The sequence below is a fragment of the Dysgonomonas sp. Shenzhen-Wh21 genome (genome assembly GCF_043392705.1).
In the GTDB taxonomy this organism is placed as follows: Bacteria; Bacteroidota; Bacteroidia; order Bacteroidales; family Dysgonomonadaceae; genus Dysgonomonas.
Genome location: NZ_JAIXHZ010000227.1, coordinates 23631 through 40666, shown reverse-complemented (window position 1 = coordinate 40666; position 17036 = coordinate 23631). Strand labels below are relative to the sequence as shown.

Here is a 17036-nt window from a genome sequence, read left to right as displayed (position 1 = left end):
ATATCGAATGCCGTCACTGCCATAAAAGCGTTGGTAGATAAAAAAGCGGCATACATCAGCGAAAACATACAAGACACATATACCGCTAAGAGCCAAACAGCCATACGCCTCACCCGCCAATACAGCGAAGATGAGCTAAATGCGATAATGGACGAGCTGGGAAGGGCAAAAAAGCAACAGCACTTGTTTTCTACATTCCTGTTTATGAAGGACGAGGCTCCCCTTGTGCTAAAGAAAACACTGCTCGAAGAAGCCGATACTTCGGCTAGCGTACTGTCCGAACTGCTGAAAAAAGGATTCCTCGAAACGTACGAATACGAAGTCAGCCGTTTCGACTATGGCGATACCAATATAGATGCTGCATCGGAGCTGAACGAACATCAACAAAAAGCCCTTGAGGAGATAAAAGACTCATTCAAAGAAAAAGACATAACTCTGCTCTTTGGCGTTACATCGAGCGGAAAGACAGAAATATATATCCAACTTATAAAGGAGGCAATAGAGAAAGGCAAGCAGGTGCTTTACCTTCTGCCCGAAATTGCTCTCACCACCCAGATAACCGACAGGTTAAAAGCCGTTTTTGGCAACAAACTTGCGGTGTATCACTCCAAGTTTAACGATAACGAGCGAGCCGAAGTATGGAACAACCTACTAAAGAACAACGACATACAAGTTGTTTTAGGGGCACGCTCTGCGATATTCCTACCCTTTACAGACTTAGATCTGGTGATTGTAGACGAGGAACACGAAAGCTCGTACAAGCAGCAAGACCCTGCTCCCCGCTACAACGCACGCAATGCCGCCATTGTATTGGCTTCACTGTTCAACACCAAAACGCTGCTGGGTACGGCTACCCCTTCGCTCGAAACATACAACAACGCCCTTACGGGAAGGTACGGACTGGTAAGATTGGATAAGAGGTATGAAAACATCGAGTTGCCACAGATAGCAGTCGTTAACACCAAAGAGCTGAGAAGGAAAAAACAAATGAAATCGTTCCTCTCTCCTCCCCTCATCGACAAAATGAAGGAGGCATTGAGCAAAAAAGAACAGATCATACTTTTCCAAAACAGACGCGGATTTGCATCCATGCTCGAGTGCAAAACCTGTTCGTGGACATTGCATTGCCGAAATTGTGACGTAAGCCTCACCTATCACAAAGGACAGCGCATGATGGTATGCCACTACTGTGGAGCAACATACGAAGTGCCTACCGTTTGCCCCGATTGTAAGACTCCTACGCTCGACATGCTGGGCTATGGCACGGAACGGATAGAAGAGGAAGTTGCAGAACTCTTTCCCGAAGCTTCGGTTGCCCGCATGGACTTAGACACCACACGAGGGAAGCGGTCTTACGAACGTATTATTTCCGACTTTGAACAAAACAAAACCAATATACTTATCGGTACGCAGATGGTATCCAAAGGCTTAGACTTTGATAATGTAAGCATTGTAGGGATACTCAACGCCGACAATATGCTCAACTATCCCGATTTCAGAGCATACGAACGAGCGTACCAACTCATGACACAGGTAAGCGGACGTGCCGGACGTAAAAATAAACAGGGCTTGGTATTCCTCCAAACCTCGCATCCGGGTAGTCCGTTGATCAGCTTTGTAAGGCGAAACGACTATGAATCGTTTTACGAACTGCAAGCCGAAGAACGAAAAATGTTCCGTTATCCACCCTACTTCCGTCTGATAAACATTGTAGTACGTGGCAGAGACGAGCAACTCACCGACAGTGCAGCACGGGAGTTTGCCTCAGCCTTGCGCACCACCTTTGGCGAGCGTGTGTTGGGACCGGGCAAGCCGCCGGTATCACGTATACAGTCGTTGTATATCCGCCACATCATGCTCAAAATCGAAAATCAGGCATCGATACAGAAGGTTCGTGAAGGTATTTTCCAATGCCAGTCCCTTGTATTTGCCAATCCGGCGTTCAAGTCACTGTTGTTGCACTACGATGTTGATCCGATGTAGGTTTACGTCCGCTGTTAGGTTATCATCCTGAACAGAATGAAGTATCTTTTCCCGCCAAATATAAAAAACGCTTTCCGCTACTGAGCATAACAAGAATTATTGAAAAGCATTTAAGTTTTTTTATCTGCATTATTGAAACGTTTTATATAACTTTGCGCCAAGTTAAAAGACTTGCATACACTTATGAATGAGAAGGAAAAACAAAGAAGGAATAATAAGACAAATAAAAAACGCACCCCGAAGACCATCATAAAAAAGATGTGGATCGGGTTTGCCTGCTTCATCGGAGTACTCACCATCACATTTGCCCTTATCAGTATAGGAGCAATAGGCTATATGCCTGATGTAGAAGAGTTAGAAAACCCGATTGACAAATATGCCTCTCAGATATATTCTACCGATGGACAACTGTTGGGCACATATTCCCTTGCAAAAAACAACCGTATATATTCCAACTACGAAGATCTTTCTCCGTATCTGGTACAAGCGTTGGTAGCTACCGAAGATGCACGTTTCTATTCACATTCGGGTATTGATGCATACGCATTGCTCAGAGCCGTAGTGAAAAGAGGCATCCTGATGCAGGAAAGTGGCGGTGGGGGTAGTACCATTCCTCAGCAGCTGGCAAAACTGCTTTATTCTCCTCCTTCCGAAAACTGGGTTCAACGTGTGTTTTTACGCAAGCCCATCGAATGGGTTATTGCCGTAAAACTGGAACGATATTATACAAAAGAAGAAATAGTAAACTTATACCTCAATCAATTCGACTTCCTATACAACGCTGTAGGGATACAGTCGGCTGCACAGGTGTACTTCAACAAAACACCAAAAGAGCTCAAGATAGAAGAAGCCGCTACCCTGATAGGGATGTGTAAAAACCCTTCGTACTTCAACCCGAGAAGATATCCCGACAGAACAAAAGGTCGCAGGAACGTGGTATTGGAACAGATGTACAAGAGCGATTACATTACCGAACAACAATACGACTCACTGATACAAACAGAACTGAAACTCGACTTCAAACGGGTAGACCACAAAGACGGGCTCGCTCCTTATTTCAGAGAGTATCTGCGTATGGCTATGACTGCCAAAAAACCGAAGAAATCGAATTACGCTTCGTGGCAGATGGAACAATATGCGCTCGATTCTATCAGCTGGGAAACAAACCCGCTATACGGATGGTGCAACAAGAATAAAAAGCCGGACGGCTCTAATTACAACCTCTCTACCGACGGACTGAGAATATATACAACGATTGACTCTCGCATGCAGCAGTATGCCGAAGAGGCGATGGCAGAACACCTCAGCAAGGAACTGCAACCCGACTTCGATAAAGAAAAGAGAGGTCGCTCGTATGCTCCGTTCTCGTACTCGGTAGCCAAAGATGTAGACACATTGCTATATCGTGCCATGAAGATTAGCGACAGGTACAAGGCTCTGAAAAATGAAGGCATGTCCGAAAAAGAAATACTAAAGATATTCAAGCAGCCTGTAGATATGAAAGTATTCTCTTGGAAAGGAGAAGTGGATACTACAATGACTCCTTGGGACTCTATACGCTATCACAAAAGCTTCCTGCGTTCGGGCTTTATGGCGATGGACAACCACAACGGATATGTAAAAGCTTATGTGGGAGGAATAGACTTCAAGTTCTTCCAATATGATATGGTGAACATGGGACGCCGACAAATAGGTTCCACCATCAAACCATACCTCTACACCCTATCGATGGAAAGCGGAATGACGCCTTGCGACCAGATGCTATATGTGCCTCAAACCCTCGTTACCGAAACAGGTAAAGAGTGGACTCCAAGAGGTGGACGAGCTTCTATGTTTGGCGAAATGGTCACCATCAAATGGGGGCTGCAAAACTCCGACAACCTTGTTACGGCTTACCTCATGGGACGTACCACACCGTATGCCTTTGCACGGATGTTGCACTCGTTTGGTATCACCGGACGCATAGACCCTGTGGTGTCTATGGCACTGGGTACGCACGATGTGTCTGTGTCGGAAATGGTTGCCGCTTACACCTCTTTTGCTAACAAAGGAATACGTTCCAACCCTGTATATGTTACCCGCATCGAAGACGCCTTTGGCAATATAATAGCCGATGCAGCCTTCGCTCCGAAGATGGACGAGGTGTTCAGCGAAGGCACGTATGTGAAGATGCTCGACATGCTTCGCGGAGTAGTGGATGGCGGTACAGGCGGACGCATCAGACGCAACTATGGCATAACAGCGCCAATGGGAGGAAAAACAGGAACAACACAAAACAACTCCGACGGATGGTTTATGGGATTCACTCCTAAACTTTCTACCGGATGCTGGGTAGGTGGAGAAGACCGCTCTATACACTTCGACCGTACGACTGACGGACAGGGAGCCAGCATGGCACTGCCGATAGTAGGTCTGTTCTTCAAAAAAGTATTTGCAGACAAGCGACTCGGTTATAGTCAGGGAGACCAGTTTGAGAGTGTACCGGGATATGGCGTTTGCGACAAGAGCAGCGACGAAGAGGTTCAGGATGCACCGCCTCCGGCTCAGATAGACGAAATGTTTAAGTAAAAATATAAATAGCCTTTCTATGAAAGGCTATTTTTTTATTATACACAAATGATAAAATAGTTATTTTCAAAAGATAAATAATAAACGCCAATTGATAAAAATTGTATCTTTTAATTTATATTCCTTATATTTGCCCCGAATCTAACATAAAAACTATAGATAAATACATAAAAACTAATATTGTATTTATAGAATATTGAAATCATATTAAATTAGATGGTAAAATTATCTTTCAATCGTTGCCTAAAACTTATTCTTAGTTTTAGCCTATTCTTATTTTATGCATGTGAGTATGATAATAATGAAATGAATTATCATGAGTTGACACCTCCAGAGAAAAATGCCTCAGTAGTATTTAATCTAGCTGATATCCCGGAGGGGAATCCTATATACATATATGCTCCTACTTATTTAACATATAAACTAAATATAACTTCAGGCACAATCGTATATAAAGAGTTTTATTTGAATAATCAGCTCATGGATGTTTCAAATGGATACATTTTTTTACATCCTTATAATGTGCCAGAAAATATAAATAGTACATTAAAGCTAAAAGTCAAACTTACATCTGGAACAGGGAGTCTTGCGGAAATATTAGGAGGGGAGAAAAGTGAATTCGAATTTAACTATTCTGTCAAATATGTTAATCCAGATATAAAATTAGATATAAAACAACGTGTAAATCATAATAAACATCTAGAATTATATTGGGATAAACCCAATATTGAAGGTCTGGAAATTGAGAGTTACAAGATTTATCATTATAATAGCTTCGATGAAATACTTGTTGCTGAGATTACGAATCCTGATGAGACTTCATATATAGATAATAGTTATGTATATGGTAGTAAAACATTTCGAATCGTAGTAAAATATAAATCTAACAAAATAGAAGATAAGGAGGCTTTCTATACAGTAAAATACAATGAATTCACCAGCAGCATGTTTACAACAAGCTCCGCTGAACCTTTTAAATTGAAAATCAAATGGAATAATCCCAATAATATAGCCTGTAAATACGTTCTTAAATGGAGAGATGAGGTAATAAATATCAAGGAAGGAACTAGTGAAGTATCTATTTTAAGACCGACATTCCCAATGTCTGATACTCAATATTATGAGTTATATATCTTACCCCTTCATGCTGATTTCAATAATTATGAAAAGTACCCGAAAATAATAAACTATTTTCAGGAAAAATTCTTTGGTGAAAAATATGAAGAAAATGCCCGTCATATACAATTCAATGCAGATGTAAAAAACAATTATATTTTAGCTATGCGTCCTGACCAAAATCATTTTGGTTTTCGTGCATACAATAAAGAATCCTTAATAATTCAAAACAACGCAGATATTTCGTTCGGGTATAACATTTATACAGAAGAGTTCACAACATCCCCAACAACCGGGCGAATAGCTATTCATTGTCGCATTAACGACCGTTCTACAGACCCTAAAATATATGTATATTCTGATTATACATTAAACACACTGTTGGGAACATTTTCAACCGATGATTTTCCTGTATTCTTTTTAACTGATGATGATAAGATTATTATAAACAATAATGATAGAAAGCTTAATCGGATTTATGATATAAAGACAAACAAATTACTCAATAATCAAAGAGAAAGTACAGGGACAGACTTCAGGCCAGCGATATCTCCGGACGGAAAATATATTTTCAATTACTTACGAATAGATAATACTTGGTATAAGCTGTATAGTTATGAAAATGGAGATTTTAATCTAATAAAACATCAGACGAATAGCCGCGTAAACAATATTGTATTCAACCCTAAAAGGCAGAATCATGTTGTGATGCAAACTATAGATAATAAATTTTCAATTTATGAAATTCCAAGTTTAAATAAAATAGCAACATTCGATGGTGAATTTATTTGCTTCGATTCATTTACTGGAAATATATTATACTTGGATAAAGATTTCAACAGCAATTCTCAACTGAATATTTTAAATGATACTTACGACAAAGTAATATTCAAGATTACAACGAATCTGAATTTTTATTATTACTACGCACGACTTATAAATAACCACCTGGTTGTAAGGGACTATTACATTAACATAACAAAATAAACGATTACTCTAATGAAGAAATATATATTAATCATCTTTGTTTGTATACTTTCAATTTCGGCAAACTCTCAGATAAAAATTGAATATTCGGTTGGTTATGGTGATTATAAAATGGATGATATGAAGCCTTTGCTCGGTATCATGGAAGAGTTTGTAAAGTTGAAATATCCTTTGGATTTTGCGACTACAGATAATTTCCCTAATTATGTCACCCATAATATAGGAATAACATATACATTAAAAAAACATGAAATGGGTGCCAACTTTACATACCTGACCACAGCTGGACGATTTGCCTATTCCGACTATTCAGGGGAAATGATTTACAAACAGATTTTAAATGGATATAGGTTCGGATTATTGTATCGTTATCATTTCTTCCAAGTCGAATTAGGACAAAAGGTAAATATTTCATTCCATGGAGAATTATCTCCCGGAATGACATTTAGCAACTTTGATACAAAAGCACACATCAAGGTTAATAATAAATTGGAAGATATAGATGACGAATTTAAAATGAACAAACATAATACAACAGGTTTTTCCATCTTACCACAAATTGGAGCAAATCTCAATTTACCGTACGGAATAGGAATACATATTGCAGGTGGGTATGATTTTGAAATAGGGGCTAAGATAAAAGATTATAAAGTGGATTGGTCAGGATTACGCCTAAATGGAGGAGTCTCGTACAAATTACCATTTTAAGATATAAGACAAAAATATGGAAGTAGGTACTTTTTTAGTATCTACTTTATTTTTTATTCTATTCAATCAATTTATTGGGTGAATGAAAATTTATTACTTTCTTTAATATTCTTATATAGATATAAGATCTATATTATTTTTTAAGATGAAATAAATTTATGCTGAAATATTACTACATCGATGATATATCGAAGTTGCAATGCGGCCCCTTTACTTCAAACGAGTTACTTCGTAAGAATATCAGCCCCGAAACAATCGTTTGGCGTTCGGGGATGGCAGACTGGGCTGAAGCCGGAACTTTGCAGGAGCTGAATTTTCTTTTCGACACAAAAGCCCCTGTACCGCAAGACCGTAGAGAAGAGCAGCAGACACCTCCTCCAATACGACAGCAGCAGGATAAACAAAACCCGACATATAACAGCGGGCAGCGATACCAATATGACGATCAGCACAAGTGGGATGGCATAATACCCATGCCCAAGAATTGGCTTATAGAATCGATATTGCTTACTATATTTTGTTGTTCGCCGATAAGCCTTGTCGGAATATTTTATGCCGTGAAGGTAGAAACGCTGTATGGCAAGAGAGAATATGAAGCTTCGCAAGAAGCATCACGCAAAGCCAAACTATGGACGCTATGGGGTATTGCATTCTTGCCTGTTATCTATATGTTATTGTTCATTTTAGGTTTGCTTGCAGCACTGCTACAGTATTAAGTTATAAAAGGAATTATTGTCGCATTCGCTCTTATCCATTTTTTAACCACAGAGTAAAAAGAGTAACACAGCGTTTTTGCAATAAAACAAATACTTCATTATTTTTGATCAATTACTTAAAATCCAAAAACAATGCCGAAATATCTGACCAGAGTTATTGTGATAAGCTGCGTACTACTGCTTGCCGCAATTATATACTTTGTGTTCAGCCCCGCAGAATCGGCATATTTTCCGCAATGCCCTTTTCATCAGCTCACAGGATTCGACTGTCCGGGCTGTGGTTCGCAGCGAGCCATACATCATTTACTACACTTTAGGCTGAAAGATGCATTTGCAAGTAATCCCCTCTTAATACCGGCAATTCCTTATCTTATCATTGGAATTTATTTCGAATACTTTGGCGGTAAAGAAAAATATCCGACCGCACGGAAGACATTATTCGGAAAAAGGGCTATCATTCTAGTTCTTATACTGATTGTGCTTTTCTGGATAGGGAGGAATATCAGCTTTTCATAATATATAAGAGGGATAACAAGCCACGGGATACAATTTCCCCCTCCAATAGAAAAGAGTGAATCTAATGAAGGGGGAAGAAAATAAAGTATATCTTTTATTTCACAGCTTCTACTGTGTATCCTTTAGCAGCAAGCTGAGCCAGCAATCCGTCCTTGTCGGCAAGGTGCAACGCACCTACGGCAATGAGGCTCGATTTATTTTTCATTATCTCAGGAAGTTTTGCGATCCACTTATCATTACGGTCTTTATTCAGAGCGTTTTGCGACTTTTGTGATACACCACACGGATCGTCCGGATTATTAAAAGCAAGGTTGTACATATTTGTCAACTGCCCTGCCTTGTAGTATGAGTTCAGTTTATCCAACATATCTTTTGCCTTGTCGCTGTTCACGACATAGCATGCCAATGAAACAGCCTGATCTTTCAACGGTTCGGCATCGAACAGAGCATAAATCTGATCTTCGACAGTTTCGAGACCAACAACGGTTTTTCCTTTCTCGGTAGCTATGCGTTGTACATATCCATCGATAGCCTCGTGTGCCATCGGGTTGAACTCGGGATAAAACTTTGTATATAACGTGATGGTGTACAACATAGAAAGCATACCCGGTTTGAGTTGTCCAAACTGACTGAGACCAACACCGAAAAGCTTTTTCAGCCCATCATCCAGCTTGGAATAGTCGTCGGGAGACAACAAAGCTGCATAGCTCTCGCCTGCCGGCATCATCGCCGCCTGTTGCAGTTTGGCCTGCATCGCTGTCTGATCAGACATCAGAAGTTCGCCCACCGTTTGTTCGGTAGCATCCATGGCACTTCTTAGCCCCGGAATGCTATCTACATAGCTCACATGTGCCAGATGGTGTGTACCTAGTATATAAGAAGGCTTTGATAGCCCATTGCCCGAAACCTTCCAAAGCAAAGCGTTATCATACTTCGTTTCGTTCTGAGCTGTGAGCGTGGTAGCAGCTACAAATAGTATCAGTGCAAAAAATGTTGCGACCAGATTTTTCATATTACATTTATTCGTTAAGTTTCTTACAAAGGTTATTTATATTTATCATGCTGACGACTAGAAGCATTTCTTATGGCAAGAGATTATTTACTCCTTTCAATATGACAAAGAGGATATTCTTATTATTTAGTCAACATTATCTTTCTCAAAATCCTCTATTTCCCGTATCGAATCTTGTATTTTCTTTATATTATTCAAGTACAAATATTTATAGATCAGGAAAGAGAAAACCATCGTAGCTGCAATCATAAAGATAAGCAACAAGAGCATAAACGACGACTCGCCGTCGGACGAATATCGCCCCATCAGCTTAGGAAACATACTGGGCAGACCATAATATATATACGACACCGAGAAAGCTACTATCCACACAGCTCCTATAATAATTTCGTACACCAAGAATTTCTTGTAGCGTGTCACCCCCTTCGATATTTCCAGTATTCCCATTTTAGACACATCCGCCTTCTTCAGGTAGCTGATCTTATACAGCTGCCAGAAAAATGCCGGGATAAGCAATGCAAAATAAAGGATACCGGGCAGAGGATGCATACAATAGAACAAGACTCCTGCAAACACACAAGGTATGAGCAGCCACAGAAAGCACTTGTCATACTTCAATAAATTTGCATAAGCGCTTTTCCCCTTATTATCCAACATTTTCTGAATCTTTGATTCATCGATTGTCGGCTTTATATCCGCTTCTTGCCACGTTTTTTTTATGCTATCGAGATCCATATAATTTGGTTAGTTTTGTCCATTCGACATCTGCTTCAACTTATCTTTTATGCGGCTCAGCTTGGTTGCCACATTTGTCACAGAAAGCCCTGTGATTTCGGCTATCTCCTTATACGGTTTATCGTCGAGATAGAGTAAGACAAGGGCACGTTCGATTTTCCCTAAACGGTTGATTAATTTGTACAATTCTTGTATTTCTTCATTGTTGTCTACCACGTCGGGAATATCTGTCGATATATCTACATAGGAAACATTAATTCTATTCCTGCGATAAAAAGACACACAGGTATTGAGCGCAATCCTATATATCCAGGTCGAGTACTTGCTTTCGCCCCTGAACGACGGATACCCTTTCCATAGGTTGAGTACGACTTCTTGATAAAGATCGCCGATCGGATGCTCTTTGTCGGCATAGAAGGAGGCTACTTTGAAGATAATACCCTCGTTTTGGCGTATCATCTCTAAGAATTGTTCATCCCTTTCCTTCGTTTCTTTCATCTATTAGAAGTCGCTTTATTATATATGTCGCAAAAGTGTGCGATTTATCACAATATTAGGAATTTTTTAATGTTTAATCACGAATAGATGATGAAAATATGAAGCGGTAACCAAAAAAATGGATGTAAAAGCTTGTTGCTAGGGGCATGTTCTCAATTCGGGTAGCTACAAGAATAGCCTCTACTGTAAGATATATTTTTTGTTATGTACTATCCATTTTTCATATCTTTGCAAAAAAATGCAAACATCGGATAGAATGAAAAAGATAGTATACTTGCTGATTATTTTGTTTAGCATATCCGCGTGTAAATCTGTTAAGTTTATGACAAGCAACGAAAAATCACTGATAAATAGCGGAAGTGCAGATACTCCGTTCAGAGTATTGCAAACCGACAACCAAAGAGATTCTCTTTTCCTCAGAAAAAAAAGCATCGATCTGGATGCGAAGAACATTGCAACCAACAAAGACCTGCAACTCCTTATCGACCGCCTGCAAATGACACTTGCCGTAGAGTCGGGAGTAGGCATCGCAGCTCCGCAGGTGGGTATCGGGCGCAACCTGTTCCTTTTCTTGCGTATCGACCAAAAAGGGATGCCTGTGCAAGTAGCCATCAATCCACGTATTGTAGGTCATTCGGGTGAGACATTCCTCTTCGAAAGAGACGGATGCCTTTCCGTACCCGAACTATCGGGCACAACGAATCGCTACACATGGGTAGATGTGGAGTATTACGACGATAACGGAACGCTTATAAAAGAAAGACTAAGCGGCGGCTCTCGTGGCGCAGACTTTACGGGCGTGATATTTCAGCACGAGTACGACCATCTGCAAGGTATATTGTTTACCGATAGACTGGCTACTGCCGTTTCTCCTGAGGTTCAGAAAGAGGATTGATGCTGCCATTTGAAGAAAAAACAATCGACAACACAAAAGCAAAAAGAGTAAATCAAGGAAATGATTTACTCTTTTTTTGACGAATATAGTTTTGTATGTATTCGTATTAAGATTAGAAAGTTAACATAATCGCCGTCTAAAGTAAGACCGCGAAGCAAAAGTATAGTATTCATTTTGCACTTATGTTAACTATTATAAATCCTGACCACAACTTTTCTCCACACAAGCAAATTATATAAAGTTCTTTTTTCGAATGTATTCTTTGAAAATAAAAACTGTTTACTAAAAATTACCGATCATCTCTCTATGTTTCGAAAACTCCCCTCAAGAAGCAACAAAAGGTGTAAACATTTATAAATATTTACAGCAGAAAGGGCATTGGAAAAGCGTTTTCGCTATTTGGAGATATCCTCGTAGAGAAAGAAATATTATCGACGTATTGAATTTATAATGGCAAAAAAATAAGTTATAGGATGTGATAAAAGATGAAGTACATCATCGCAAAGTTGTATCCGGCATGCGACAGCACAGCTCCAAATATAGAGTCACACATCTGCTTACACGCAAAAAACAGTCGACTGACAGCAAACATTGACAGTACCCACAACAGTGCCGGAACAGGAAGCAATTTCCACACACCTGCATCAAAAATGATTCCGAAATGAGCCAGATGCGTTAATGCAAAAGCGAGGCTATCGAAGAGAGAAGCCTTTGTTTCACCAAACTTGGGAACAAAGCTGCCATGTATTACCCCTCTGTACAGAAATTCTTCGCCGATAGGGCTGAATAGCATACTGGGTATAGCGGCAATAAGGAAGAAGATAAGCCGATGACTATCGTCCAACACGACAGACGTGCTGGCTTTAGAGATATAGACAAGCGAATTGCTGATTGTGTTGCCATACAAAAGATAAAACAGCCCGTATATAGCTCCGCACGCCAATGCGCCCAAGGCAAAAGAATAAAGCAAACGAAGGTAATTGTTAGGGCGCTTAAAGCCAATTTCTCTCCTGCCCTTGCGAGTGAGAAAAATAAAAGGGGTGAACCACATGATGAAAAAGATGATAAAAGCTGTGCCATATCCGCCCGACATGTTCGCATCCAACACCAGAATAAAACGAGGAACACCAAACAGCAGAATTAGCGCAAGACCAAATTGCCAATTATAGTTGAAATAACGTGACCATATTTTGTGTAGTGATTCCATATCTAAATAAGTATTACGATTAAAAGTATAAATGAAGCATCTCTTTCTATTCTGACATAAGATTCTTCACTTCTGAGCATGGCAATAAAAATACATTTTAAATATCATCCCGAAAAGAAGAAATCCCTAAAATCTGAAAAATGAGCTTAAATATTTACTTAATAAGAAAAAACATCGCCTGAATATCGATGAAAATTGTACTTTTGTGATATAAACAATTTATCGAAAGTATTGATTTAAACTTTTATCGACATGAATGGGATAGACTGGTCTAATTTGTCTTTCGGGTACATGAAGACAGATTATAATGTAAGAAGCCATTACAAAGATGGAAAATGGAGTACACCAACCGAAACTACTTCTGAGAGTATTGACATTCATATAGCTGCCACTTGCCTCCACTACGGACAAGAAGCATTTGAAGGACTCAAAGCGTTTAGAGGTAAAGACGGGAAAATCCGAATTTTCAGAATGCGCGATAATGCTTTGCGTATGATTTCTTCATGTCATGGTATTATGATGGCCGAGCTTCCTGTCGAAGTTTTTGAAGAAACAGTATTAAAAGCTGTAAAACTGAACGAAAAATTTGTTCCGCCATACGGAAGCGGAGCTTCTTTATATATCCGTCCGCTACTGATAGGCACAAGTGCGCAGGTGGGCGTAAAACCTGCTGCCGAATACATGTTTCTCGTATTTGTTACCCCTGTAGGCCCATACTTCAAGGAAGGGTTTAAACCTACTCCGGTTGCCATCCTGCGAGGATACGACCGTGCAGCACCGCTGGGTACAGGTACAATAAAGGTAGGTGGCAACTATGCAGCCAGCCTCGTGGCAGGACACAAAGCACACGAAATGGGATACTCTGCCGTTCTGTATCTCGATGCCAGAGAAAAGAAATATCTGGACGAATGCGGCCCTGCAAATTTCTTCGGAATAAAAGACAATACATATATCACACCGCTTTCGAGCTCGATACTTCCTTCTATCACCAACAAGAGCCTGATGCAACTGGCCGAAGATATGGGAATGAAGGTAGAACGCCGTCAGATACCGGAAGACGAACTGGCGACATTCGAAGAAGCAGGACAAGTGGGTACAGCTGCCGTAATCAGCCCGATATTAAGAGTAGATGATCTGGACGAAAACAAGTCGTATGTGATATCTAAAGATGGTAACGCAGGCCCTGTAAGCACCAAGCTGTACAACAAGCTGAGAGCGATACAGCAGGGCGACGAACCCGACACACACGGCTGGGTAACAGTTCTCGACTGATCGGGTATCCATACTCTAACAACTTGTTTGCTTGTCTACAATAGTAATTGAATAATGGCAGAAGATAACAATATACAACCCACCGAGAGAATGGTGCTACGCACCGAAGACCTTGTAAAGCGATACTCGTCGCGTACTGTCGTAAATCATGTCTCTATAGATGTGAAGCAGGGCGAGATTGTCGGCTTGCTAGGCCCCAACGGTGCAGGGAAAACCACAACGTTCTACATGACCGTAGGATTGGTGATGCCCAACGAAGGCAAGATTTTCCTCAACGACACGGAGATAACCAAGTTCCCTGTTTATAAGCGGGCGCAACATGGCATCGGCTACCTGGCACAGGAAGCCTCCATCTTTCGCAAGATGACTGTGGAAGACAATATCCGGTCGGTACTGGAAATGACAAAAACATCATCCGAGTATCAAAAAGAGAAGTTGGAAAGCCTCATCGATGAGTTTGGGTTACACAAGGTTCGCAAAAATCTGGGTGACAGGCTATCGGGGGGGGAACGCCGCCGCTCGGAGATTGCCCGCTGTCTGGCTATCGACCCTAAATTTATCATGCTCGACGAGCCTTTTGCGGGGGTAGACCCTATTGCTGTGCAAGACATTCAGGAGATTGTGGCAAAGCTGAAATATAAGAACATCGGGATTCTCATCACCGACCACAATGTGGACGAAACGCTGAGTATCACCGACCGTGCATATCTTTTGTTCGAGGGGAAGGTATTGTTCCAAGGAAGTGCCGAGCAATTAGCTGAAAATGAAACGGTAAGAGAGAAATATCTCGGACGTGACTTCCAACTGAAACGACGCAATTTTGAACATTTGAAATAGCAGAATAAAAAATAACAGGGAGCGCAGATTGATATAATCTGCGCTTTTTTTATGGCTGAAAATAAGATAATATAAGAACAACATATATATAAGTTAACACACAGAGATCGCTTTTTGATATTCAATATAAATAAAATTTATAAAAAAAATACTACCTCCAAGAAAGCTCTTATACCCAAACCATTACACCCTGCCAAACTACCATAATAAAACAAATAAAATTAAAAATAGGGGATAAAAACACACTAAAGTTGCATTTCTATATCACAATAGGTATTTTTACAATCAAATAGATACCAATCTAAAGAAGAATACACAGAATTATATCCATTTTTACAAAAACTAAACCTATGTTAAAATCACACTCAAGACATACAATGTTTATAAAACGATAAATAATTAAGAATCTCTTGTTAAACCTAAAATCACAAAAAAATGAGTAAAAACAAATTTTTATCAAAATGCATTTTATTGCTATTTTTATGCGCTTGTTTCACAGCATGTTCAAATGAAGAAATTTCGAAGAACACTTCAAACCAGGAGAATACAAATGAAGAAACTAAACTAAAAGCTTCTATTGACAATTATTTCGATTTCGAGGCTGAAAGATTGAATATGATCGATCTAAAAGGGAATTTGGTTAAAGGAATTTTAGTTCCATGGGTAAGAGAATCGCCTAATGCTGGCGTCTCCAGCGAGTGGATAGATCATAACTTTCATGTATCAGGAGCTAAAAGAATGTATACTAAATCAAATGGATGGGAACTAGTATATAGTAATATATTAGAAAAAGATTCATATAAGTATATTGGTTTGTACAATAAGTATACAGGAATTTTACGTTTTTTTGTCTATATATTTGCAGACCCAGGCAATCAAGGATCATCCCAATCGGTATGGGGAATTAGTGTCAACAAACAGACCTCTTTGATGAACTTTAACAAAAATACACCTCTACCAGCAGATAAACCTGACCCTGCACCTGCGACAATCTCAACAACTGAAGGTACTTTCTCCAATGGTAAATTCACATCGATAGGATTGGCTAATAATACATGGTATGCCTTCGAAATTGAATGCGCATACGCCCCTGAAACGATCTCAGACAGTAGCTATTTCTTTACAATAATGGGTAGAGCTATTAATAAAATCACTACAGAAGGAACAGCTACTACTACAGGAGAGATTACTGGTACAATTAAAGCCACAGCATCTTCATCATCCTCTCCTTCAGTAAGCTTTAGCAATATGTTCAACAATACTTTAACAAATACAATATCAGCGACAAGTAATACTGGTGGATATGTAGGAGATAAAATTGATCAAGGAATAAAAAAGAACGATCCGTTCTTCAAAAGTCTTTGGAGCAATATAAAAAGTAATGCATCAAAATGGGTTACTTCCGGATTAGAATCCGGTGCTAAAAAAGGAATTGAATCCATAATATCATCAGGAAGTTCTCTTGCTGTAGATGCGCTAAAAGGTCTTCTTGGAGGTTTAATCGGTGACCAAGATAAGGTTAGTAAGGTAGATCTAAAAGTACAGTTAGATTCTAAAATTAAAATGGAGTCAGAACAAATACTTGCAGGATGGACTGATAGGAGATTAGCAATACCAGGAGGTCCTGACAAATCTCTATTATACAATAAACCTCTGGGAGTATGGAACTTAAAAACAACACCTGTAGTAACTGTCCATTCTAATCGTTGCATTTACTATGTCGACAGAAAGGCTCCTACAAGAATGGCTGGGATGTAGTTCTATTTTACATACTCCATTGAGAATTATTCTATAATACTAAATCCTGAAATAGAAAAAGAATTTAATATTTCAGGACCTTGGGCTACAATTTTAGTAGAAGGGACAAGTCAACCAGATACACCTTTAAATAAACCTTATGGTTACATTGTAAATGGAAAGCTCTCCGGAAATAAATATGAGGATATTAAATTCTACACAGGGAATACTGGACTATATTATGAAACA

14 protein-coding genes are annotated in these 17036 nt (G+C 39.6%); 10 read left to right on the top strand and 4 right to left on the bottom strand.

Going from position 1 to position 17036, the window contains the following annotated elements:
* The 6 genes from priA to LDB17_RS15150 form a co-directional block, all read left to right on the top strand.
* Window positions 1-1983 (top strand): primosomal protein N' (priA, locus tag LDB17_RS15175; protein WP_393925127.1); only part of this gene is annotated, 1983 nt, incomplete at its 5' end.
* A gap of 183 nt (window positions 1984-2166) precedes the next feature.
* Window positions 2167-4551: a transglycosylase domain-containing protein gene (locus tag LDB17_RS15170; protein ID WP_393925126.1), complete on the top strand. Its 2385-nt coding sequence runs from the start codon at window positions 2167-2169 to the stop codon at window positions 4549-4551.
* Between the two features lie 216 nt (window positions 4552-4767).
* A complete protein-coding gene (locus LDB17_RS15165; protein WP_252639380.1) occupies window positions 4768-6654 on the top strand; it encodes a hypothetical protein in 1887 nt (628 codons plus the stop codon).
* Between the two features lie 12 nt (window positions 6655-6666).
* On the top strand, window positions 6667-7362 hold the full coding sequence (locus LDB17_RS15160) for a hypothetical protein (protein ID WP_252639381.1): 696 nt from the start codon (window positions 6667-6669) through the stop codon (window positions 7360-7362).
* Window positions 7363-7520: 158 nt separating this feature from the next.
* Window positions 7521-8078, top strand: a complete 558-nt coding sequence (locus LDB17_RS15155) for a CD225/dispanin family protein (protein ID WP_252639382.1) — start codon at window positions 7521-7523, stop codon at window positions 8076-8078.
* 132 nt (window positions 8079-8210) lie between these two features.
* A complete protein-coding gene (locus LDB17_RS15150) occupies window positions 8211-8594 on the top strand; it encodes a DUF2752 domain-containing protein (RefSeq protein ID WP_252639383.1) in 384 nt (127 codons plus the stop codon).
* Between the two features lie 94 nt (window positions 8595-8688).
* Here the strand turns inward: LDB17_RS15150 and LDB17_RS15145 are convergent, their stop codons facing one another.
* The 3 genes from LDB17_RS15145 to LDB17_RS15135 form a co-directional block, all read right to left on the bottom strand.
* Window positions 8689-9606, bottom strand: coding sequence for a TraB/GumN family protein (locus tag LDB17_RS15145; RefSeq protein ID WP_252639384.1), 918 nt, complete (start codon window positions 9604-9606; stop codon window positions 8689-8691).
* A 126-nt stretch (window positions 9607-9732) separates the two neighbouring features.
* Window positions 9733-10341 carry a hypothetical protein gene (locus LDB17_RS15140; RefSeq protein WP_252639385.1) on the bottom strand — a complete coding sequence of 203 codons (609 nt, stop codon included), beginning with the start codon at window positions 10339-10341 and terminating at the stop codon, window positions 9733-9735.
* A gap of 9 nt (window positions 10342-10350) precedes the next feature.
* Window positions 10351-10839 (bottom strand): sigma-70 family RNA polymerase sigma factor, encoded by a 489-nt coding sequence (locus LDB17_RS15135; protein WP_252639386.1) that lies wholly within the window; start codon window positions 10837-10839, stop codon window positions 10351-10353.
* Between the two features lie 256 nt (window positions 10840-11095).
* Between LDB17_RS15135 and LDB17_RS15130 the strand changes: the two genes are divergently transcribed.
* Window positions 11096-11734 carry a peptide deformylase gene (locus LDB17_RS15130; RefSeq protein ID WP_252639387.1) on the top strand — a complete coding sequence of 213 codons (639 nt, stop codon included), beginning with the start codon at window positions 11096-11098 and terminating at the stop codon, window positions 11732-11734.
* Between the two features lie 466 nt (window positions 11735-12200).
* Here LDB17_RS15130 and LDB17_RS15125 read toward each other — a convergent pair whose 3' ends face one another.
* Window positions 12201-12941, bottom strand: coding sequence for a CPBP family intramembrane glutamic endopeptidase (locus LDB17_RS15125; protein ID WP_252639388.1), 741 nt, complete (start codon window positions 12939-12941; stop codon window positions 12201-12203).
* Window positions 12942-13193: 252 nt separating this feature from the next.
* Between LDB17_RS15125 and LDB17_RS15120 the strand changes: the two genes are divergently transcribed.
* From LDB17_RS15120 to LDB17_RS15110, 3 genes are all read left to right on the top strand, one after another.
* On the top strand, window positions 13194-14213 hold the full coding sequence (locus LDB17_RS15120) for a branched-chain amino acid aminotransferase (protein WP_252639389.1): 1020 nt from the start codon (window positions 13194-13196) through the stop codon (window positions 14211-14213).
* Between the two features lie 90 nt (window positions 14214-14303).
* Window positions 14304-15050 (top strand): LPS export ABC transporter ATP-binding protein, encoded by a 747-nt coding sequence (gene lptB / locus LDB17_RS15115; RefSeq protein WP_374043269.1) that lies wholly within the window; start codon window positions 14304-14306, stop codon window positions 15048-15050.
* A gap of 435 nt (window positions 15051-15485) precedes the next feature.
* Window positions 15486-16808: a hypothetical protein gene (locus LDB17_RS15110; RefSeq protein ID WP_393925125.1), complete on the top strand. Its 1323-nt coding sequence runs from the start codon at window positions 15486-15488 to the stop codon at window positions 16806-16808.
* Window positions 16809-17036 lie beyond the last annotated feature (228 nt).

What these genes read in the sequence shown, in the direction of transcription:
- LDB17_RS15160 (WP_252639381.1), top strand. Translation starts at nt 6,667, where the DNA reads ATGAAGAAATATATATTAATCATCTTTGTTTGTATACTTTCAATTTCG.
- LDB17_RS15130 (WP_252639387.1), top strand. Translation starts at nt 11,096, where the DNA reads ATGAAAAAGATAGTATACTTGCTGATTATTTTGTTTAGCATATCCGCG.
- LDB17_RS15145 (WP_252639384.1), bottom strand. Translation starts at nt 9,606, where the DNA reads ATGAAAAATCTGGTCGCAACATTTTTTGCACTGATACTATTTGTAGCT.
- LDB17_RS15140 (WP_252639385.1), bottom strand. Translation starts at nt 10,341, where the DNA reads ATGGATCTCGATAGCATAAAAAAAACGTGGCAAGAAGCGGATATAAAG.
- LDB17_RS15125 (WP_252639388.1), bottom strand. Translation starts at nt 12,941, where the DNA reads ATGGAATCACTACACAAAATATGGTCACGTTATTTCAACTATAATTGG.
- LDB17_RS15135 (WP_252639386.1), bottom strand. Translation starts at nt 10,839, where the DNA reads ATGAAAGAAACGAAGGAAAGGGATGAACAATTCTTAGAGATGATACGC.
- lptB (WP_374043269.1), top strand. Translation starts at nt 14,304, where the DNA reads ATGGTGCTACGCACCGAAGACCTTGTAAAGCGATACTCGTCGCGTACT.
- LDB17_RS15155 (WP_252639382.1), top strand. Translation starts at nt 7,521, where the DNA reads ATGCTGAAATATTACTACATCGATGATATATCGAAGTTGCAATGCGGC.
- LDB17_RS15170 (WP_393925126.1), top strand. Translation starts at nt 2,167, where the DNA reads ATGAATGAGAAGGAAAAACAAAGAAGGAATAATAAGACAAATAAAAAA.
- LDB17_RS15150 (WP_252639383.1), top strand. Translation starts at nt 8,211, where the DNA reads ATGCCGAAATATCTGACCAGAGTTATTGTGATAAGCTGCGTACTACTG.
- LDB17_RS15120 (WP_252639389.1), top strand. Translation starts at nt 13,194, where the DNA reads ATGAATGGGATAGACTGGTCTAATTTGTCTTTCGGGTACATGAAGACA.
- LDB17_RS15110 (WP_393925125.1), top strand. Translation starts at nt 15,486, where the DNA reads ATGAGTAAAAACAAATTTTTATCAAAATGCATTTTATTGCTATTTTTA.
- LDB17_RS15165 (WP_252639380.1), top strand. Translation starts at nt 4,768, where the DNA reads ATGGTAAAATTATCTTTCAATCGTTGCCTAAAACTTATTCTTAGTTTT.